We start from the raw sequence: 20,518 nt of genomic DNA, 5'->3' as shown, positions 1-20,518 counted from the left end.
AGACAGGTCGACTTTAAAACGTTATTCCAGGGATCGGCCTTCACTCCGAGAGCCTCAGCATCATCCCGGTCGTCCTCGCCCTCTCGATGGCGAGGTTGAGGATCAGAAGGCTTGCCGCGAAATAAAGGAGGGCGAGGGCCATCCCCAGGAGAACCTGGTGGGATCCGTAGCCGTAGGCTGACCGGTAGAACTCGAGGAAGTAGGTCAGAGGTATCGACTTCGAGAGGATCTGGAGGGGCCACGGCAGGATCGATACGGGGTAGTAGACCCCGCTCACCAGCATCATGATCCCGCTGAGGCTCCAGGCCGCCACGTCCGCCCTCTGGCCAAAGAGGAGGATCGATATGCATACCACCATCCCGATGGACGCCGCGGTGACGAAGATCCCGGCGAGGAAGATGAGGACGGTGGCGGCACCCCCCGCCAGGAAGTCGAACCCGAATAGGTAGCGGCTCGCCGCCGCCAGGATGATGAAGACCGCCGATCCTCGGGCGACGCCGAAGAGCATCGCCCCCAGGACGAGGTGGTAGCCCCGGACGGGGGCGACGAAAGTCTGCTTGATGCTCTTGGACCATAGGTCGAAGAGGAGGATGTAGGCGACGTCGATCTGGCTGATCTGGAGGATGCTGAGGGCGATCGCCCCCACCAGGACGAAGGCGACCATGTCGTCGGCCACCTCCAGGAACCGGGTGAGGAGGCCTATCGAGAGGAGGCTGATGAAGGGCCAGAAGATCAGCTCGAAGACGGTGAAGACGTTCCTCTTCGATATGATCCAGTTCTTGTACGTCGCCGATAGGAGCTTGTTCAGCTCACCTCGCCAGCTCAAGGAAGACGTCCTCCAGGTCCGGCTTTTCTAAGCCCATCTCCAGGATCTCCGCCCTATCGAAGGCCCTTATTATCCTCCCGAGGGCCCCATCGCTCCGGTCGAATACGACCTCCACCCTGCCGGCCGAGGGCCTGACGTCCATCACCCCGGGTATTATTCTGAGGCTGATCGGATCGATCTCTCCCTCGTACTCGATGAAGATCCGGTCCCCGATCTTGAGGGCCCTCTTCAGCTCCCCGGGGGTCCCGAGAGCGATCAGCCTCCCCTCCCGGAGGAAGGCTATCCGATCGCAGAGCTCCTCCGCTTCGGGCATGTAATGGGTCGTGAGGACGACGGTCATCTCCTCCTCCCGGTAGATCCGGTGGATGAGGGCCCTCGTCTTCATCGCCATATCCGGGTCGAGGCCCGAGGTCGGCTCGTCGAGGAAGAGGATCTCGGGTCGGTTGAGGATCGACTTCGCGAGCGAGACCCTCTGCTTCAGCCCCGTCGAAAGGGTCTCGAACTTCGAGTCGACGTGAGCCTCCAGATCGAAGGTGGAGATCGCCCCTTCCACCGACCGGGCGAGGTCCCGGCCGTAGAGGCCGTAGAGCATCGCCGAATGGTTAAGGTTCTCCCTCACAGTGAGGCTCCAGGGAAAGTTGGGGTTTCCGCTGCTGATGTTTATCCTCTCCCTGATGGCGTGGGTATCCCGCAGGGCGTTTAAACCCAGAACCTCCAGCCTCCCCTCATCGGGCCGGATGAGGGTGGAGAAGATCGACATGAGGGTCGTCTTTCCTGCGCCGTTGGGGCCGAGGATCCCGAAGACCTCTCCCTCCTCGATGGCGAGGGATACCTGGTGGAGGACCTCTTTCTTCTTGAAGAGCCCCCGAAAGCTCTTGGAGATCTTCTCGGCCCGGAGCGCTGCCATAGGTGACGGTGTAGACGGAGGTTGAAGATATGAGTGTTGGTGGGGGGAAGGTTGACCTCCCCGAAAGCCGCTCCAGGCCTATCGTCGCGGCCGGAGGGTCCGGCGGCTCCGCGAAAGCCCCTTCATCCTCGATCGGAGGTGCCAGAGGGCCGCCAGGGCCGCGGCGAGGAGGAGGGCCCCGATTAATCTGCCACTGTGGAGGCGGCTCTCCTCGGGGCTTACGACGGAGAGGGGGATGGACAGGGTTGAGCCCCCTCCATCGTGGATCATCTCGCAGCCGACCCTGTACTCTCCGGCCCGGGCGGAGCCCTCCACCGCCACCTCGAATCGGGCGACGGCCGTACCCCCCGGCGGGATATCTCCGAGGCGAGAGATGTTCGAGACGGGGATGAAGGGCGGGGCTGCTACCAGCCGGGCGGTGCAGTTTCTGGCCGTGGCCTTTCCGGCGTTCCCGAGGACGAGGCTGATCTCTCCCTCCTCGCCGGGGGAGAGGCCCGACCTCGTCGAGATGAGCTTGAAGGCCGGAGGCTCGCCCTCCACCGATAGGATCAGGTCGAGCTGGAGGATGGTGGGGAGATAGAGGGGCGAGGCCCCGCCGCCGCTGACGGAGACGTCGGTCTGGTGCTCGTACTCGACCTGGAGGCTGAGGAGGATCGGACCCTCGGCCCCCTCCTCGATCTCTATCTCGAACTCCAGGGGCGAGGTCTCTCCAGGGCCGAGGCGGTCGATCTGGACCGGCCCCGAGAGGACCCGGACAGGCGCCGCGGCAAGGAGGTCGGCCCGGAGGTTCGCGGCCTCGAGGCACCGAAACTCCTCCAGCATCTCCTGGGCTGCATCCTCCTCGGAGCCCGGGGGGACGGCTCCGGGGACGAGCCCCTCCACCACCCCATCGTTGGCGAGGATCAGCCGGAGGGTCCCACCGGTACCGGGGGAGAAGACGGGGTTTATGACGGAGACGTCGATCTTCGGACCCCCCTGGACCTTGTAGTGGTCGCCGGCGAACTGGACCCCACCACCCTCAGCCAGGCTCGCCGCCCCGGGGGCCAGCAGGAGGATGAGGAGTATGGATTGGATCTGATGGTTCTGCATCCCGATCCTGCCTATAGCGCCCCGGCGTATAAGTTTGTTGTGCAAGTCCCCTCCGAGGCCGGAATTCGTCCCCTCATCGGGCGAGGAGAGTGCTGGCGAGGAAGGACCCCGCGGCGGCGAGGATGATCGTCGCCCCCGAGGGGATGTTCAGCTGGTAGGAGACGACGAGCCCCACCAGGACGAAGGCGCCGCCGAGGAGGATGGCGAGGGCCATGATCCCTTTGAGGCTGGAGGAGTGCTGCCTTCCTATGGCTCCGGGGATGGTGAGGAGGGCTATCACCAGGATTATCCCCACGATCTTGATCAGGACGACGACGGAGAGGGCCACCATGCAGAGGAGGAGGAGGCGCAGCCCCCTCGTCGGGAGGCCCACCGCCTCGCCGTAGCCGGGGTCGAAGGAGAGGATCAGGAGGTCCTTGTAGAGGAGGGCCACCAGGCCGAGGATCAGGAGGGTGAGGACCGATATGAGGAGAACGTCGCCCCAGGATACGGCGAGGATGTTCCCGAAGAGGTAGTCGAAGAGGTCGGGGGCGTATCCATGGCTCAGGCTGATAAAGACGATCCCCAGGGCCATCCCCGCCGCCCAGAAGACGCCGATCGCCGTATCCTCCGAGACCCTCGGCCGGTCGCTGATCGCCCCGATCCCCAGGGCGGCCGCCAGGGAGAAGAGGACGGCGAAGAGGAGGGGGTCGGTCCCCAGGAGGTAGCCGAGGCCGATCCCGCCGAAGGCGGTGTGGGCGATACCCCCCCCGATGAAGACGATCCTGTTGAGGATGACGTAGACCCCGATGACGCCGCAGAGGACGGCGGCGATGAGGCCTGCGGCGAGGGCCCTCTGCATGAACTCGTAGGCGAAGGCCTCGATCATATCGGTCAGTGCTCCCTCAGGACCCGGTGGGGGATGCCGTGGGCGATCATCTCCACGGGGCACTGGTACGCTTCCTCGATCTCCTCGGCGAAGAGCTCCTTTGAGCTGTGGTAGAATAGCCTCCGGCTGACGCAGGCGATCTTCTTGACGTACGTGGATACGGCGCTGATGTCGTGGGAGACCATTATTATCGTCATATTCTCGTTCAGGTCGCCGAGGAGCTCGTAGAACTCTCGCCGCCGGGCGCTGTCGATCCCGGTGGCGGGCTCGTCCAGGAGGAGGAGGTCGGGCTCCGAGACGAGGGCCCTCGCCACAAAGACCCTCTGCTGCTGACCCCCGGAGAGGGCCCCAATCTCCCGGTCCTTCAGATCCAGCATCCCCACCGCCTTGAGGGCGGAGAGGGCCGCCTCGCGATCCTCAGAGGAGTAGTGGTCGAAGAGGCCCATCCTTCCCCGGCGGCCCATCAGTACCACCTCCAGGGCCCGGATCGGAAACCTCTGGTCGAAGAGGCTCTTCTGGGGGAGGTAGCCGACCCGGCATCGGGCCGCCTCGGGGCTCATCCCGAAGACCGCAACCCTTCCCCGGGAGGGCTTCACCAGCCCCAGGATGGCCCTGAGGAGGGTCGTCTTCCCCCCGCCATTCGGGCCGATCAGCCCGAGGAAGTCCCCCTCCTTCACCTCCAGGTTCACCTCCTCCAGGACGGTCCGCCCGTCCAGTCGGACCCAGAGGTTCTGGATCGATACGGGATCTGCGCCGGCCATTCCTCTTTCCTCTCCAGCTATCAGCCTTCCAGGCTCCTTCCTATCTCTCGGCTTACGGCCCTCATGTTCTCGATGTAATCCTCGGCGAGGGGGTCGAGGGGTACGACCCGTCCGCCGATCTCCCCGGCGATGATCTCCGCTGACTTGGGGCTGAAGTTCGGGTCGACGAAGATGGTGGTGAGGTTCTCCTCCCGGGCGACCTCGACGATCTCGGCGAGGTACCGCGGCCCAGGCTCCTTATCCCCCTCCAGGATCGCCACCTGGACGAGGGCGTAATCCCGGGCGAAGTAGCTCCAGGCGGGGTGGAGGACGATGAACTCCCTCCGGGAGGCCCCGGAGAAGGCGGACTCTAGCTCGCGGTCGAGCTCCTCGAGCCTCAGGAGGTAATCGTCCCTGTTCCTCCGATAAGCCTCGGCGTTCTCGGGGTCCACCTCCACCAGGCCGTCGCAGATCTCCTCGACGATGATCATGGCGTTTTTCGGCGAGAGCCAGATGTGGGGGTCCGCCGTCAGGATCTTCTCGTGGCAGGAGGAGCCGGCCGTCTCTATCAGCTCCACCCCGGTGGAGGTGTCGACGACGAGCATCCTCCTATTCGCCTGGATCATCCTCTCCATCCAGATCTCAAGGCCGGCCCCGTTCTTGATGTAGAGCTCCGCCTCCGCCACCTCCGCGAGCTTCGAGGGGGTCGGCTCGAAGGTGTGGGGGCTCGCCCCCGGCGGGACGAGGACCGCGACCTCCACCAGGTCCCCACCCACCATGGAGGAGAAGGTGCCCAGGGGAACGGTGGAGGCGACGACCTTCACCTTTCCCCCCACCGGGGCGGCGGCCGGCTCGTCGGCGGATAGGCAGCCGCAGAGGAGGGCCAGGGCGAGGGATAGGGCCAGGGCCAGAAGGGGATGGCGAGGTGCGGTCACAGCTCCACCTCCTTCAGGACCTTGCCGATGTACTTCGTCCGGGTTTTTCCGTCCTCCTTCCAGTAGCAGTACCAGTAGGGTCCGTGGGGGCAGGTCTTGCACTCCTTGCCGCAGTATACCCACTCCTGCCGGTAGGTGACGGAGGCGGGCCTCCTCCTGCCGGCCTCGGCTTCGGAGCCATCCTCAACGGGGTACTCTTCGCGATCTCTTATCAGCCGGTCGAGGTAGTCCCTCACCTCCAGGAGGTGGGGGAGGTCCTCCTCGGCGAGCTCCTCCAGGATGAATTTGGGGATCAAGGGTGCTTCTTATGTAACCTGGCCGGTTAAATCTTTTCCTCGGGTTACATAAGAACACCCCTTCCAGGATCAGTTCGCGACGGCGAAAAGACTTAAGTTCAAGTGTGGGAAGGGACGGGAAGAAGTCGAGACGATATTTGATGAGCGAAAGAGAGAAAATAGAGAAGATATTAGGATACGAAAATGAGGAGGGCTTATTAGATGGGTATTGAGTTTGGGATTTATAAGAGAATACCAAAGCCAATTATCAGTTACTATATAAGAAATAAAAAACTTTTTGATGCAGCTGTGGATTACATCCTTATATTAACAATGATATATATTATATATATATATTATATTTAAGTTACCCGTTAAGTGATTTGGCTTTTTTTGCTCGTCATCCTTTGTACTTTGTTCCTATTATACCGGTAATAATATTATCTTATTTAGTAGGAGTTATTAATGAATTTGACGAAACAGAAACCTTAAGTAACCGCATTGAATCACTAACTACATCGTTAAATACAGCAGCGAGGGCAATTTCTGAAATCGAAGAGGAAATTAATTCAAGGCAGAAACTAGTTAGTAAGCTAGAAGAAGATTCGACTACTTATTCAGAGTTAGCAAAGCTCAAAAAACCTGAAGTAGAAGCTGTCGCACAAACCCTTCGCGAAGAATTAAGGCGGGAAGGGAGGGCATCTTTTAAAAGGGATATTCTTATTATGTTGGTTGGCGTCATCGTAGGTACTGTTATATCGAATTGGTTCTTGCCCATATTACAGGTTCAACCGGTGTCTCCATAGGATAAGCATTAATTATCGACCAATTCGTTTATCGCCGTCTCTATTTTGGGCAAAAGGTCTTTTGTATAAAAGGAGCTTTGGTTTTGTTCTATCCCAAAGGGATGAAGGTACGCACCAGATCTTGGAACATCTGGCATATCAGTAACTAATTCTCAGTTAGTATGTGGCTCTAATTACTTTGCAACAGCGACCTCAAAGCATATTCGGCAAAATGTATCATGATAGAAGCATCAGAAATGTATACAATTATCTGAATAATTATATGTTGGTGGCTGAAAAGTGTTTCTGTTATCTCTATTATAGCCCAAAACACCAAGAGGATTGAAACTAAGACGATAAAGTGACCTATCAAAGCCTTGATGGGCTCTCTTATATCACTCCAGATCTCTTGATGAATGTGGGCGTGAAACATTCATCATTATAACATTGACTCATCCTATTAAACGATCACGTTTCCGGAAAATAGAAAAAACGGAACTTTTTTGTCTCTTGAGTTTCCCTCAAGTATTTATGGCAAAAAAGAACATGTCACCAGAGGAGTAATAGGAGGTTGATTGAGGCTTCAGCAGATGGCGAATATTGGATTATATGGCAGTTAATGGCTCTTTGTGGATTAAGATCTGTTGAAGCGGTAAACTTAACTTATGGCGATATTGATTTGGAACGGAGGCTTATACATGTAGGTAAGACCAGTTCTAACAGCGGTAAATCTCGAACTGTAATTTATCCTGAGTGCCTACAAGAAGTGATAGAGGAGCAATTAGACCGTCATCGTCACCTTTACCGGAAAAATGAGCATAATTATTTCATAGCTGGTTGGTGGTCACCTTTGAGTACTAGAGCGGTAAGGTACGCATTTCAAAAATACTCCGATATGGCGGGGATAGAAGGGTATTCACCGCATAGCCTAAGACATTTTTATGCTGAATCTTTGGTAAGGAAAGGGGTGGATCTTGACACCATAAGGAAGAATCTGGGAGTTTCCATATTAACCATATAATACAACATTTTATTTAAAACAGTAAGGTTGAGGATTCCTAAAAACCTAGCATGTCTATGGAAAACATTATATACTAATATATACATGAATAGTGCATGAGTTCTTTTACTGCATGGGGCCTTCGAGAAGCTTACAAGAACGTAGAGAAGCTGGGCGATAGGCTTTCAAAGATAACGAACTTGATCGAGTGGGAACCATTTCGACCAATTCTTGAAGAGATGTATCATAATAAAACCGAACGAGGCGGAAGGCCGAACTTTGATGTTATCCTGATGCTCAAGGTGCTTTTGCTCCAGCAGTGGTACGGGTTGAGCGACCTCGAGACTGAAAAGCAGATTTCGGATCGAATATCTTTTATGAAATTCTTAGGATTTCCTGATTCTATACCCGATTCCAGGACGATATGGCTTTTTCGCGAGCGGATGGCCCAGACGGGAAAGGATGAGTCCGTTTGGGAAGAGCTCCAGAGACAGCTCGATTTTAAAGGGCTTCAGGTAAAAAGAGGAACCATTCAGGATGCAACGTTTATAGAGGCCGACCCAGGAGGTTCAAAGAAACCAAGAAGAGAGACCGCTAGGACTCGTCGGAGCAGGGATGGAACTTGGGCTAAGAAGGGTGAGGAACTCCATTTTGGTTATAAACTTCATTCTAAAGTCGATATCGATTACGGCCTGATAAGGAGCATCGAATCGACAACTGCTTCGGTGCACGATAGTCGGGTTGATCTATCGGTTGAAGGAGAGGTGGTCCTCAGGGACAAAGGATATTTCGGTGTGAAGGCTAAGGGAAACGACTTCACAATGAAACGTGCAGCAGCGGGTCATCCTCTAAGCGATCTCGATAAGCTGCGAAACCGCTTGATTAGCAAACTGAGATTTCCGGGCGAACGTCAGTTTGCTGTTATTAAAAGAGTGTTCCGAAGCGCGCATGTAATGGTAACGACGATCCCGAGAGTTCACGTTAAAATGGTATTCACTGCCTTTGCTTTCGACTTATACCAGCTATGTACACTTAAAAATGCTGAAATCGTCTCAAAATAGCGGTAGCTATCGACGAAAAACGAGGAAAAGGATCGAGAATCGACTAAGAGCGGAGAACGAGCTAAAATAAGAGACGGATCCGAGATAATTAAAGAATGGGCAATGGTAAATAGGAATACTCGGTTGAGGGATAAATCTGAAACTCCAAAACAAGTATAAATCATTTCTATATAAATCCTACTTCTTTAAGGAATTATACGGCTATATAAACATAAAAACAATAGCAAGAGACGTTATCGGTTAACCCCCTGTTATTATCAGCCTACTTTTCCATTCACCCTTAGGGATCGGCGATGATTGGTGGGCATTCCTATAGTCCATGTATTTGGAGAGTTAACAGAAGATAACCACGATGCCTCTGTAGCAGTTTTAAAACTCTATAGTTTTGGGTTCTGAGACGATGCGCGAGCTAAGCAAATTTGGCGTAATATTTCGGCGGAAGATGCGAGAACGTTTCGGGACTCAAATGAGCTGAATCTGGCAGAGAATCAAATACCTAGGGACCTGAGCACGCTTAAGCGCGACAGTCCGATGCCGTAGGCACGAACGCGAACAGAAGTGCGGGTCTATGTAGAAACGTCGAGATATAGAACAGGCGGGATATAAAACGGCAAGAACAAAGAGAACGAGGGGGGAGACGCTGGGCCGGTCCTCGCACCGGCCCCCGCCGTCCGCCTCACGCGAACTCCGCGAACTTGCCGTACCCCTCCTTCTTGCTCGGCTTCACCTTCTTGAGGGCCTCCTCGAAGTGCTTACTCTCTATCCTGTACTTCGCGATCTCATCGTCCTCCTGGGGCCTTCCGGCGAGGACGTACTCCCGGATCGCCAGCATCGCCGCCTCGTTGGTGACGTTGGCGAGGTCGGCGCCGGAGCGGCCGTCGGTCCTCTTAGATATCGCCGCAAGGTCCACGTCCTCGGCGAGCGGCCTCTTCGCGGTGTGGATCTTGAGGATCTCAAGCCTCGCCTCCTGGTCGGGCATCCCGATCTCGACCATCCGATCGAACCTGCCGGGCCGGAGGAGGGCGGGGTCGATGATGTCGGGCCGGTTGGTGGCGGCGATGACCAAAACGTTGTGGAACGCCTCCAGGCCGTCCATCTCCAATTGGATCTCGCTTATCACCCTCTCGATGGCGTGGGAGTCGCTGGTTCTGCCGCCCCTGGTGGGAGTGAAGGAGTCAATCTCGTCGAAGAAGAGGACGGCTGGAGCCGCCTGCCTCGCTTTCCTGAAGGTCCCCCTCACCGCTCCCCCTCACCGCCCGATCCGACTCGCCGACCCACTTGGAGAGGAACTCCGGCCCCTTCACCGAGATGAAGCTCGCCTGGCTCTCAGGGGCTCTCCTCAATGGAAGGAAAGGACTCTGCGGAAGGTGGCAGCGCGACGGTCGGCGGCGATCTCCGCAAGGTTTATGTAGCCACGGACGAAATAGTCGCTCTGAAATATTTGAGTTCGCGGGGCAACGATCTCCAATAGACTGTTCCTAAAGTCTTCTTCAGTATCTCTAAATCGAGGGGCTTCGACGGTTCTGTCCTGTGGCTTTCGGCAAACTGGGGTGACGACGATGGAGAATACCTCTAGAGAACACCAACTGTGGATGGCCAGGCGAGCCCTCCGGACCTCTCCGGAGAGGGCCCGGGCCATGGGGATGACCCATGAAGAGGCGGCGGCTATCCTAAACGACGAGAGACGACGACGGAGGGCGAGGGTCTAGTGACCCTCCCTCACTATTTTTACCGAAGACCTAACTAGCCCCGTGAAAGATCATCACGGCGGCAATGGATCAGATTTACACGCGGCACATGCGCCCTGTACATATTCATAGCCAGGCATAGCAAACGGGTATGTGTTGTTGCTGAAGTCCCATGCCCATAGCGGCATGCTTGACATTATCCCGCCACCGTCACCGGTGCAACTGCCATTCATTCCCACAAACGGTGTATCATTTATCCGACACTGGCAGATCAAGGGCTTATCTGGATTGGATCCGTTCTGGTTTTCCGTGCATGGAGCGGCGTCGCAGATAGCCCAATACCTATCCCCGGTATATCCTGTTGCGTTTTGATCACAAGCTGTTAGATTCTTCAAAAGACTGCACCATCCACGATAAGAATAGGTTGATACCCAATCATACTTAACACCATCAACTTCATACTGTCCGTCCTTGATGGCGTTACAAACAGGAGCTTGATCTACATCGCAAGGATGTTCATTAGTGCATTTGGCCTGCGTCAGGTTTTTGACCACTGCATCTTGGATTTCGCTTGTATAAACAATATGGGTTTCATTAACCCTCATACAGTCGCAGTAAGCCTTGTCGCCATTTATTGTGCAGTCGGTGGAGTTAGAACAAAGGGCGTGCCATCCGGTACACACGACAAATTCCTGGGGTACCTCAATAAAATTATGGGCGACATCATCCGTTTTTTCACCAACTTCTGCCAAACATATCGGCCCATAAATCATTGCTATCCAGGTTATGCACGTGATCGCTAAATATTGAAATCTCATATTTTCGCACCCTTTCACTCATATCATATCATTATTAATGGTGATTGCTAACCGATAAACCTTTTGTCTCTTACCTATCGCGGCGCTCTTCAAAGTCTGTATTTTCGGTTACTGAGATGATATGCGCGGCCGAGCAAATTTGGCATAATATTTTGACAGAAAATGCGAGAACATTAGGGACTCAAGGACTGAAATGAGCTGAATCGGGGCATAGAATCACCTAACCGTGGACCTAAGGACGCTTAATCGCGACAGTCGATGCTGTAGGCACGACCGCGGGTAGAAATCCGAGGGTAGATGGAAAAGTCGAATTATTGAACTGAATAAATATAAAGCGACAAAGAACGAGGTGCAGAAAAATAGAGCGGTGAGACGATGGGCCGGTCCTCGAACCGGCCCCCGCGCCCGCCTCACGCGAACTCAGCGAACTTGCCGTACCCCTCCTTCTTGCTCGGCTTCACCTTCTTGAGGGCCTCATCGAAGTGCTTGCTCTCTATCCTGTACTTGGCGATCTCCTCCTCCTCCTGGGGCCTTCCGGCGAGGACGTACTCCCGGATCGCCAGCATCACCGCCTCGTTGCAGACGCTGGCGAGGTCGGCGCCGGAGTAGCCATCGGTCCTCTTCGATATCGCCACAAGGTCGATGTCCTCCGCGAGCGGCCTCTTGGCGGTGTGGATCTTGAGGATCTCAAGCCTCGCCTCCTGGTCGGGCATCCCGATCTCGATCATCCGATCGAACCTGCCGGGCCGGAGGAGCGCCGGGTCGATGATGTCGGGCCTGTTGGTGGCGGCGACGACGACGACGTTGTGGAGCGCCTCCAGGCCGTCCATCTCCGATAGGATCTGGCTTATCACCCTCTCGGTGACGTGGGTGTCGCTGGTCCCTCCGCCCCGGGCGGGGGCGATGGCGTCCATCTCGTCGAAGAAGAGGACGGTCGGCGCCGCCTGCCTAGCTTTGCGGAAGGTCTCCCTCACCGCCCGCTCCGACTCGCCGACCCACTTGGAGAGGAACTCCGGCCCCTTCACCGAGATGAAGTTCGCCTGGCTCTCGGTGGCGACGGCCTTCGCCATCAGGGTCTTTCCGGTTCCCGGGGGGCCGTAGAGCATGATCCCCCTTGGGGGGCGAGGCCGCCATGTGGCTGAAGAGCTTGGGGTAGGCGAGGGGCCACTCCACCGCCTCCATCAGCTCCTGCTTGACCTCCGCAAGGCCTCCGATCTCATCCCAGCGGACGTTCGGCGACTCCACCAGCACCTCCCGCATGGCGGAGGGCTCCAGCTCCCGGAGGGCGTCGACGAAGTCCTCGTTGACGACCACGATCTTGTTGAGGATCTCGACGGGGATGCTCTCCACGTCCAGGTCCAGCTCCGGGACGATCCTCCGTAAGGCCCTCATCCCCGCCTCCCGGGCGAGGGCGGCGAGGTCCGCTCCGACGAAGCCGTGGGTGATGTCGGCGAGCTTCTCCAGTTTGACGTCCTCGGCGAGGGGCATCCCCCGGGCGTGGATCTGGAGGACCTCGAGCCTCGCCTCCCGGTTGGGGACGCCGATCTCGATCTCCCTGTCGAACCTGCCGGGCCGCCTCAGGGCGGGGTCGAGGGAGTCGGGCCTGTTGGTGGCCCCGATGACGACGACCTTCCCCCGGGACTCGAGGCCGTCCATCACCGCCAGGAGCTGGGCGACTATCCGCCGCTCCACCTCCCCGGTCACCTCCTCCCGCTTCGGGGCGATCGAGTCGATTTCGTCGATGAATATGATGGAGGGCGCCTCCTCTTCCGCCTCCTTGAAGATCTCCCGGAGCCTCTCCTCCGACTCGCCGTAGTACTTGGACATGATCTCGGGGCCGCTGAGGGTCTGGAAGTGGGAGTTCGTCTCCGAGGCTAGGGCCCGGGCGAGGAGGGTCTTCCCCGTCCCTGGAGGGCCGTGGAGGAGGACCCCCTTGGGGGCCTCCACCCCCAGCCGCTCGAAGAGCTCGGGGTGCTTCATGGGAAGCTCGATCATCTCCCTGATCTTCTTGATCTCAGGCCCGAGGCCTCCGATATCCTCGTAGCTGATCCTCGGGATCGCCCTCTCCTCCTTCGCCGGCTTCTCGCTGATCTCGATCCCGGTCCTGTCCCCGATGATGACCGCCTCGGCGGCGGGGGTGATCTTCGTCGCCACCAGCTCGATCTTCCTCCCCATGACGCTGATCTCGATGACGTCCCCCCGGGTGAGGACCCTCCCGTCCAGGAGGCGGCGGAGGTACTCCTCCCCTCCGGTGATCCGGAGGGGGACGGTGGGGGCGAAGACCACCTTCCCGGCGGGAGCCGACTTCGTCACCTTCACCGGCGCCCGGTCGTCTATGCTGACGCCGGCGTTCCGCCGGATGTTCCCGTCCAGCCGGACGATCCCCGTCCCCGTATCCTCGGGGTATCCGGGGAGGAGGAGGGCGGCGGTCTTCTTCTTCCCGGATATGGATAGAACGTCCCCCGCCTGCCACCCCGCGTTGTAGATGACGGCCTGGTCGACCCTCGCGATGCCTCTTCCCACGTCGGAAGGACGAGCTTCACCAACTTTGAGCGTGTACTCCTCAGCCATATCAATCCTCGTACAATATCAATATCTTTTTATTTCAACCTATCCTATCAGCACCATCCGGCTCTCGTCCCCGCCCGGCCTCAGCAGCTGCTGCTGTTAGGCATCCAGACCGGATCGGCGCCTCCTTCGATCGGCCGGGGGAATCTTCAACTCGCAACGTTCATCTACATGCAGTTACTAACTTTAGGTTAGTACTTAGCAGTTAAGAAGTATTTAAACGTTTCGCTTCACCGGGATCTTGCTGCCGATCGCGCCGAAGGAGACGGTGCTGCTTTATGTAAAAGGATCCCGGCAGCGGCAGGGACCTGGGAGGAGCTATCGTCCCGCGATTCCCGATCCTGAGAGGGGAGGCGGCGGCTTTCGATCCGGTCGATCTACCAAAAGGGAAAATTATCAAGCCTCGGGTGGGATTTGAACCCACGGCCTCGTCCTTACCAAGGACGCGCTATGCCAGCTAAGCCACCGAGGCGCGAAAAGGTGCGATCGCCCCTTGCGTGCTTTCTGTTTTTGAACCTTTCGGTCCAGCCCCGACCCCACGCCTCCGTGCCATCGAGGTCCGCCTCGGCTCCTCCTCCCCCTGCCACCGTCCTCATCCTCATCACGGAAGGGTTATTTATCTCATGGGAGACTAAATCCGGCCCGTGTCGCCGAAGCTCCAGAAGGGTGAAGAGATGATCCGGGCCCTGAGGCCCCACCCCCTGGCCTTCTACCGGCTCTACGGGATCTGGATCTACATCGCCCTGGTGGGGGTCTACTTCTCCTCCTACCCCGGGGTCCAGATCTTCGATATGAGCCCCGAGAACTCGGCCCGGATCCTCTGGTGGCTCTCGATCTTCGTCCCGGCGGTCCTGATCGCCCTCTTTCGGATCAACTGGCGGTGGCTCGTCGCCCTGGGGGCGCCTGCCCTCCTCGCCTTCGGCCTCCCCGGGAGGCCGGAGTACATCGCCCTCCTGGAGGGGTTCGGTCTCGACTGGTTTATGGACCAGAATCACATCCTCACCACCTTCGGCCTCCTCGGGGTCCTGGGGACGGAGGGGCACCGGAGGTCTCACCGCTACTACATCACCAACTGGAGGCTGATCATGGAGTCGGGCCACCTGGGGGTCCATCGGAGGACCCTCCTTTACAAGAACATAAACGACCTGGTGGTGGAGCAGTCCTTCCCCGGAAAGGTCTTCAACTTCGGGACGATCATCCCCATCACCGCCTCAGGCCTCGGCCTCGGGGACGACTTCAGCCTGGCGGGGGCGGCGGTGGGCGGGAGGGCGATGGTGGGGGCTGGCGGTGGCAAGGCCGTATCGACCCCCCGGGGTCGGTCCCACCACCTCCTGGAGGGGGTCGGCCGGCCGGAGGAGGTCCACGACCTGATAATATCCCTGATGCACTCTCAGGGGTGATGGGGGATAAAAGGGAGGATCTGGGAGAGGGCAAGGGGGCGGAAGTTCGGGTCCGCTACCCGCATCTTCGTTCATTAACCTCTATCGAGAACCCTCTTGTAGACCTCCTCCGTCTCCCGGGCGATCTCGTCCCAGGTGAACTCCCTCTCCAGCCTCTCTCGGCCGGCCCGGCCGAGCCTCTCCATCTCCTGGGGGTCGTCGAGGAGCCGGTTGATGCACCAGGCGATCGACTCGGGCTGGATGTAGGCGAGGAGGCCGTCCTCGAAGTTCTTGATGATGCTCACCGCCTCGGTGGCTATCACAGGCTTTCCCGCGTCCCACCCCTCCAGGACGACGATCCCGAAGGGCTCGTTTCGGCTTGGGAGGCAGACCATGTCGCAGGCGTTCATCCACTCCTCTTTTACGTTGCTGGGGATGTAGCCGAGGAAGATGCAGGAACCCTCGACCCCCAGCTCCCGGGCCTGCCGCTCGCACTCCGCCCTCATCTCGCCGTCGCCGATGAAGACGAACTTGGCGTCCCAGTGGCGGGCTAGGATGGAGGGTATCGCCTCGACGAGGATGCAGGGCCCCTTCTGGTAGTTCATCCTCCCGCAGAAGAGGACGACCGGCGCGAGGGGGTGGATCCCGTGCCTCTCCTTCACCCTTCCGGGATCGACGGCCCGCCTGAAGGAGCCGATGACGAGGCCGTTGGGGATGATCTCTATCTTCTCGGGGGGGATCTGGTAGAGCATCATCAATTCGTCCTTCATCCTCTGGGTGGTGGTGATCACCATCGCCGCCTCGTAGCCGGCGAGCCATTCCCGGTGGGCGATCTCCCGGGGGATGTAATCGGTGCTGAAGTTGTTTCCGCACCTTCCCCATTCGGTGCTGTGGAGGGTGATGACGTAGGGGATCCGATAGGCGGCCTTTATCTTGTTGAGGGCGGTGACCGGGTGCCAGTCGTGGCCGTGGACGACGTCAAACTTCCCGAAGAGCTTCTGGACGTGCCAGAACCTGTCGAAGATGGCGTCGGACATCCGGTCCATCTGGGCGAGGATATCTCCGGCCAGGTCGGAGTCGACCCTCTGGTAGTGGACGCCGTTTATCTCGTCATAGGAGCCGAAGTCGCCCCTCCGGGTGAAGACGTGGACCTCGTGCCCCCGCCGCGCTAGAGCTTCGGAGATCTCCGAGACGTGGGGGGCTACCCCCCCGACCTTCGTGGAGTAGAGGCTCTCCCAGGAGAGCATACCAATTCGCATAAGTTCACCAAATCAAGATCCGGTAGCTTTTGGTCGACCCGCGGTTTTTTCACATCAAGAGCCCCCGGCCGCTAAAAGGCGGCCCGGCGGGGGCGATAGGCCCCTGGGCATCGATCCGGGCTCAAATGAGCATCCAGTCGGATAATTTCGCTGCAATTTCTTATTCTGTCGTCTCATTAACCTTTCGGTTTTTCCCTTTCTTTTCGGCGGGTAGAAGGCTGGCTGGGATCAAATGGCTCCGGCCTGCGCCCTCCTTCTGGAGGGCCGGGGCCGCAGGAGGACCTCAGGCCTCCCGAAGCTCCCGGGCCGCAGCCTCGGGGGGGACGGAGTTGATGAAGATCCCGGTGTTCCTCTCAAAGCCGGCGAGGGCGGATATCGCCGGGTGGATCCTGAGGTTTAAGTGGTAGCGGCGGTCAGGGAGCTGGCGGATGGTATAGTTGTAGGCGGGGCCCGAGAGGAGCCTGTCCTGCCTCCGGAGCGCCTCCCCCAGCGCCTCGGCCAGATCCTCGAGCCCCCGGGGGTCGAGCCCCTCCAGGGACGGGGCGTGCCCCTTGGGGAGGATCCAGGTCTCGTAGGGGGCCTCCGAGAAGAAGGGGGCGATGAGGACGAACCGGCCGTTCTCGAAGATCAGCCTATCCGAGGCGGCCTCCCGCTCGACGAGGCTGCAGTAGGGGCATCTCGGGGACCTTCCGATCGCCTCCAGCTCCCTCAGGAGGGCCGGGGGGACGATTGGCAGGGCGACGAGCTGGGAGTGGGTGTGGCTGAGGGAGGCCCCCGCCACCCGCCCCCAGTTCTTGAAGATCGAGACGTACCCCACCCCCGGATCGGCGATGTGGGATGCGTATCTATCCCTGTAGATGGTGACGAGCCGCTCGAGCTCCTGGCGGCTGAACTCCGATGGGTCGGCGTCGTGGTCCGGGGACTCGATGATCACCTCGTGGAACCCCCGGGCGCGGTCCGCAACCCACTCCCTCGTCGGCGGCTCCGGGTCCGCCGTCACCGCCGGATATAGGTTTGGAAAGGACCGGGCCCACCAGTCCCTGACCCTCTCGACCCCGTCGGGACCGACGCCGTCGACGGTGTAGGCGGCGACCGCGGGCGGGGTCATCTCCTCGTTTCCGGGGCAGAAGGGGCAGGTCTTCGGGTCTGACCTCTCCCTCCCCCTCTCGCGGCGGAAGTCGGAGGGCCTCTTTTTCCTCTCGGCGGCGATGATGCAGTACTCCTCGAGGAAGTAGTGGCGCCTCATCTCCGGGATGAGATCACCTTCTCGTAGATCTCCAGGGTCTCCCTCGCGGCCCTGGGCCAGTTGAATATCCTCAGGCACTTGGCCCTGCCGTTCCTCCCCCACTCCCTCCTCCTCTCGGGGTCGTCGAGGACCAGGTTGATCCCCCAGGCGATGTCGCCGGGGTCTCTCGGGTTTACGTGGACGCCGGTCGGCCTCTCGGCAGAGGGGTCGTCGACGATCTCCCGGAGGCCGGAGACGCCGCTGGCGCCCACCACCGCCGGCCGCTCCATGGCGGCGGCCTCGACCCCCACGATCCCGAAGGGTTCGTAGAGGCTCGGGAAGACGCAGAGGTCGGCGAGGGCGTAGTGGTGGATCTTCGACTCCAGGTCGAGAAAGTCGGTGACGACCTTCACCGATCCGCCGAGGGCCTCCGCCATCGACCTGACCCTCCCCTCCAGGGTTCCCTTCCCGACGACGAGGAGCTTCGCCCGAGGGTGCTCCTGGAGGACCTTCGGCATCGCCTCCAGGAGGGGGATCACCCCCTTCACCGGCTCGAGCCTCCCGACGAAGAGGATCACCTCGTCCTCCTCCTTTAGGGAGTACCGCTCCTGGAGCTCCTCGATCCTCCTCCTCTTCGTCGCCGAGGGGCTGAAGACCTCAGGCTCGACGCCGTGGTAAGAGACCTCGATCTTATCCTCCGGGACCCCGAGGCCGGAGAGCTGCTCCTTCATCGCCTTGGAGACGGTGATCACCCCGTCGGCGAGGCCGGCGCCCTTCAGCTCCAGGTCGACGATCTGGGGGTTTGGGGCCGTCTCCCTCCCCACCTCCAGGCTGTGGACGTGGAAGATGAGGGGGACCCCCAGGACCCTCTTCGCCGCTAGGCCGCCGGGGAGGCCGAGCCAGTCGTGGGCGACGGCGAGGTCGAAGGGGCCGTTCTCCCTCAGGGAGGCGACGGCAAGCTGGTTGTAGCTCAAAAGGTCGAAGAGGAAGTCCACCCCCTCCCCCCAGGCGCGGGTCCGGTCGGAGATGAAGGGCTCCCAGCCGTCCCTCATCGGCGCCGGCGTCTCCCGGAAGACGGATATTCCTCGGGCCTTCTCCCGCCTCTTGAGGGAGCCGTCCCCCATGGTGAAGACGGAGATCTCCTGGCCGAGGGATGCCAGCTCCTTCGATATGGAGTCGGCGTAGACGCCGAGCCCCCCGAAGATCCGGGGGGGGAACTCGAGGCTATAGTAAGCTATCTTCATAGAATCACCCAACGTCGAAGCCTCTAATCTCGGGAGGCATGCACTTGTCCAGCTCCGAGCTGACCATCAGGTTCTTGTAGTACTCCAGGACCGGCTCGGTCCAGTTCATCAGCTTCGCCAGGGCGAAGGACTCCTCGCAGAGGAGCCGGTACTTCACCTGGTCTTCGAGGTAGGTCCAGGTGAAGTAGTCGAGGGCGAGGGCGTAGTCGAGGATCATCTCCTGGAGGGACGCCTCGATGTTGTCGACGACGACGACCCCCCCCAGGCCGGTGACCAGCCGCTCCACCTTCTTCAGGGCATCGCTGAAGCCGCAGGCCCGGCTGACGATGCTGGGGGTCCCCTCGCGCCCGGCCTCGAGGCCGGTGAGGAGGAAGGGCTCGTACTGGGAGGGGAATATCCCGGCGACGCACCCTGCCATGATCTCGTCGACCCCCATCCTCATCCCGCCGTCGTCGGGGCCCGCCCACTGGGGGTAGAGGATGGCGGAGACCTGTCTCCTCCCGGCGGCGAGGTTTCCGGCATCGATCCCTAGGTCCCGGATCATCTTGTTCAGCCTGATCTCCTCCCCCACCAGGACCTCGGCGGGGAGGTCGATGGGGAAATCCTCGGGGAGCTTCTCCTTGGACTTCGGGCCGTGGGAGGTGATGAGGAGGCAGACGACCCTCATCTTCTCGGCGAACCTGTGGTCCATCCTCCGGTGTCTTAAGAGGTGGTTCTGGAGGAGGAGGGAGTCGAGGAGCTGGGGGTAGCCCTTGTTCTCGAGCTCTAGCCTCGATATGGTGAAGACGGGAAGAATCTCCTCCGGGTCGATCACCTCCCCGCCGTAGACCCGGTGGAGCCCCTCCGAGAGGAACCTCTGGATCTTCCTCCGGCAGGCGTTCTTCTTATCCCAGTCGATCCGTCTGACGTCCAGCTCGATCCCGTTTCTTATGACGATCCCGTTCAGTTTGTGAAAGAGCATCGCCTCCCTCATCGTCGAGTCGCCGACGAAGGAGACGACGTCGGCGTACTTCGCCAGGGACTCGAGGGTTGCCATCCCCACCGGGACGTTTGGGTCCCAGGTGCCGTCGTTCTTCGCCACCTTCTCCAGGGACCTGTAACCGGAGGACCTCCCCGGCACCGTGGCGTGGAGGGTGGCCATCGTCCGGACGGGGACGCCGAGGCACTTCAGCCGCGCCAGGGCGTAGAAGGTGGGAAACTCGTGGCAGTGGAGGGATACCCGCATCTTCGGCATCACCGACCTCGCGAACTCCGAGATCGCCTCGTCCCCGTACTTCTTCGCCCTCTCCTCCCCCAGGGATACGAGGTAGTGGACGAACTGGGAGACGGCGTAGGAGAGGCCTAGGTAGTGGGTGTACTCCGGTCCGTAGGGGGCCCGTTCAAACTGCATCGAGTCGAGCCTCGAGAGCTGCCACGCCTCGGCCTTGATGGCGTTCGCGAGGGTCATCTTCGTCCCGTACAGAGTCTTGATGATCGAGTCGTAGTAGGCGGTGTTGAAGAGGAGGTAGCCGATGGGGACGCCAGCCACCTCCGTCTGGGCAGCCACGACATCGATCCCCTCGGCCTTGAGCTGGTCGAGGGCGGATGTGAGCTCGTCGTTCATATCGAGGGCGTCGAGCCCCGAGACGTCGGTGACCCTCGCCTTCCCCTTGTTCCAGTCCGCCCCGGCGGTCGGGTAGTAGGGGCCGGCGACGAGGATCTTGAGGTCGCACTCGATCTCCTTCCTGGCGGCGAGCCTCGCCAGGGTCCTCGCCTCGGCGTCGATGACGTCCCATATCCCGCCCATCTTGTTGCAGACGGGCCCTCCCTCCTCCCCCGCCAGGACTATCCAGCGCTTTATCATGACGAATC

The 20,518-nt window shown here is 59.5% G+C and carries 17 protein-coding genes, 1 tRNA gene and 1 pseudogene; 4 read left to right on the top strand and 15 right to left on the bottom strand.

The window, feature by feature from the left end:
- Positions 1-40: 40 nt before the first annotated feature.
- From MHAR_RS10215 to MHAR_RS10185, 7 genes are all read right to left on the bottom strand, one after another.
- Positions 41-826, bottom strand: coding sequence for an ABC transporter permease (locus tag MHAR_RS10215; RefSeq protein WP_014587535.1), 786 nt, complete (start codon positions 824-826; stop codon positions 41-43).
- A complete protein-coding gene (locus MHAR_RS10210) occupies positions 810-1,733 on the bottom strand; it encodes an ABC transporter ATP-binding protein (protein WP_014587534.1) in 924 nt (307 codons plus the stop codon). The genes MHAR_RS10215 and MHAR_RS10210 overlap by 17 nt, the downstream gene beginning before the upstream one ends.
- A gap of 78 nt (positions 1,734-1,811) precedes the next feature.
- Entirely contained in the window at positions 1,812-2,867 is a 1,056-nt protein-coding gene (locus MHAR_RS10205; protein WP_143763392.1) for a hypothetical protein, read from the bottom strand.
- A gap of 28 nt (positions 2,868-2,895) precedes the next feature.
- A complete protein-coding gene (locus tag MHAR_RS10200) occupies positions 2,896-3,690 on the bottom strand; it encodes a metal ABC transporter permease (RefSeq protein ID WP_014587532.1) in 795 nt (264 codons plus the stop codon).
- A 5-nt stretch (positions 3,691-3,695) separates the two neighbouring features.
- A complete protein-coding gene (locus MHAR_RS10195) occupies positions 3,696-4,451 on the bottom strand; it encodes a metal ABC transporter ATP-binding protein (protein ID WP_014587531.1) in 756 nt (251 codons plus the stop codon).
- A gap of 20 nt (positions 4,452-4,471) precedes the next feature.
- Positions 4,472-5,365, bottom strand: a complete 894-nt coding sequence (locus tag MHAR_RS10190) for a metal ABC transporter solute-binding protein, Zn/Mn family (RefSeq protein WP_014587530.1) — start codon at positions 5,363-5,365, stop codon at positions 4,472-4,474.
- Entirely contained in the window at positions 5,362-5,661 is a 300-nt protein-coding gene (locus MHAR_RS10185; RefSeq protein ID WP_014587529.1) for a hypothetical protein, read from the bottom strand. The genes MHAR_RS10190 and MHAR_RS10185 overlap by 4 nt, the downstream gene beginning before the upstream one ends.
- A 362-nt stretch (positions 5,662-6,023) precedes the next feature.
- On the opposite strand from MHAR_RS10185, the gene MHAR_RS13490 reads away from it, so the two are divergent.
- From MHAR_RS13490 to MHAR_RS10175, 3 genes are all read left to right on the top strand, one after another.
- Entirely contained in the window at positions 6,024-6,446 is a 423-nt protein-coding gene (locus MHAR_RS13490) for a hypothetical protein (RefSeq protein WP_143763391.1), read from the top strand.
- Between the two features lie 550 nt (positions 6,447-6,996).
- Entirely contained in the window at positions 6,997-7,446 is a 450-nt protein-coding gene (locus tag MHAR_RS13060) for a tyrosine-type recombinase/integrase (protein WP_014587528.1), read from the top strand.
- 95 nt (positions 7,447-7,541) lie between these two features.
- Positions 7,542-8,486 (top strand): IS5 family transposase, encoded by a 945-nt coding sequence (locus MHAR_RS10175; RefSeq protein WP_014586696.1) that lies wholly within the window; start codon positions 7,542-7,544, stop codon positions 8,484-8,486.
- Positions 8,487-9,162: 676 nt separating this feature from the next.
- Here MHAR_RS10175 and MHAR_RS10170 read toward each other — a convergent pair.
- From MHAR_RS10170 to MHAR_RS10160, 4 genes and pseudogenes are all read right to left on the bottom strand, one after another.
- Positions 9,163-9,726 (bottom strand): AAA family ATPase, encoded by a 564-nt coding sequence (locus MHAR_RS10170; RefSeq protein ID WP_048144608.1) that lies wholly within the window; start codon positions 9,724-9,726, stop codon positions 9,163-9,165.
- 522 nt (positions 9,727-10,248) lie between these two features.
- A complete protein-coding gene (locus MHAR_RS13485; protein ID WP_143763390.1) occupies positions 10,249-10,926 on the bottom strand; it encodes a hypothetical protein in 678 nt (225 codons plus the stop codon).
- A 476-nt stretch (positions 10,927-11,402) separates the two neighbouring features.
- Positions 11,403-13,563: pseudogene (locus MHAR_RS14220) on the bottom strand (CDC48 family AAA ATPase).
- Positions 13,564-13,959: 396 nt separating this feature from the next.
- A tRNA-Thr gene (locus MHAR_RS10160) sits at positions 13,960-14,032 on the bottom strand.
- Between the two features lie 172 nt (positions 14,033-14,204).
- On the opposite strand from MHAR_RS10160, the gene MHAR_RS10155 reads away from it, so the two are divergent.
- Positions 14,205-14,960, top strand: a complete 756-nt coding sequence (locus MHAR_RS10155) for a PH domain-containing protein (protein WP_014587524.1) — start codon at positions 14,205-14,207, stop codon at positions 14,958-14,960.
- A 74-nt stretch (positions 14,961-15,034) separates the two neighbouring features.
- Here the strand turns inward: MHAR_RS10155 and MHAR_RS10150 are convergent, their stop codons facing one another.
- The 4 genes from MHAR_RS10150 to MHAR_RS10135 form a co-directional block, all read right to left on the bottom strand.
- Positions 15,035-16,198 (bottom strand): glycosyltransferase family 4 protein, encoded by a 1,164-nt coding sequence (locus MHAR_RS10150; protein ID WP_048144607.1) that lies wholly within the window; start codon positions 16,196-16,198, stop codon positions 15,035-15,037.
- 283 nt (positions 16,199-16,481) lie between these two features.
- Positions 16,482-17,444 (bottom strand): galactose-1-phosphate uridylyltransferase, encoded by a 963-nt coding sequence (locus MHAR_RS10145; protein ID WP_014587522.1) that lies wholly within the window; start codon positions 17,442-17,444, stop codon positions 16,482-16,484.
- Positions 17,441-18,667, bottom strand: coding sequence for a glycosyltransferase family 4 protein (locus tag MHAR_RS10140; RefSeq protein ID WP_014587521.1), 1,227 nt, complete (start codon positions 18,665-18,667; stop codon positions 17,441-17,443). The genes MHAR_RS10145 and MHAR_RS10140 overlap by 4 nt, the downstream gene beginning before the upstream one ends.
- A 4-nt stretch (positions 18,668-18,671) precedes the next feature.
- Complete coding sequence (locus tag MHAR_RS10135) at positions 18,672-20,510, bottom strand: glycogen synthase (protein WP_014587520.1); 1,839 nt, start codon at positions 20,508-20,510, stop codon at positions 18,672-18,674.
- Positions 20,511-20,518: the final 8 nt, after the last annotated feature.

It is taken from the genome of Methanothrix harundinacea 6Ac, from assembly GCF_000235565.1.
Taxonomy (GTDB): domain Archaea; phylum Halobacteriota; class Methanosarcinia; order Methanotrichales; family Methanotrichaceae; genus Methanocrinis; species Methanocrinis harundinaceus.
This window is presented reverse-complemented; position numbering and strand designations above follow the sequence as displayed.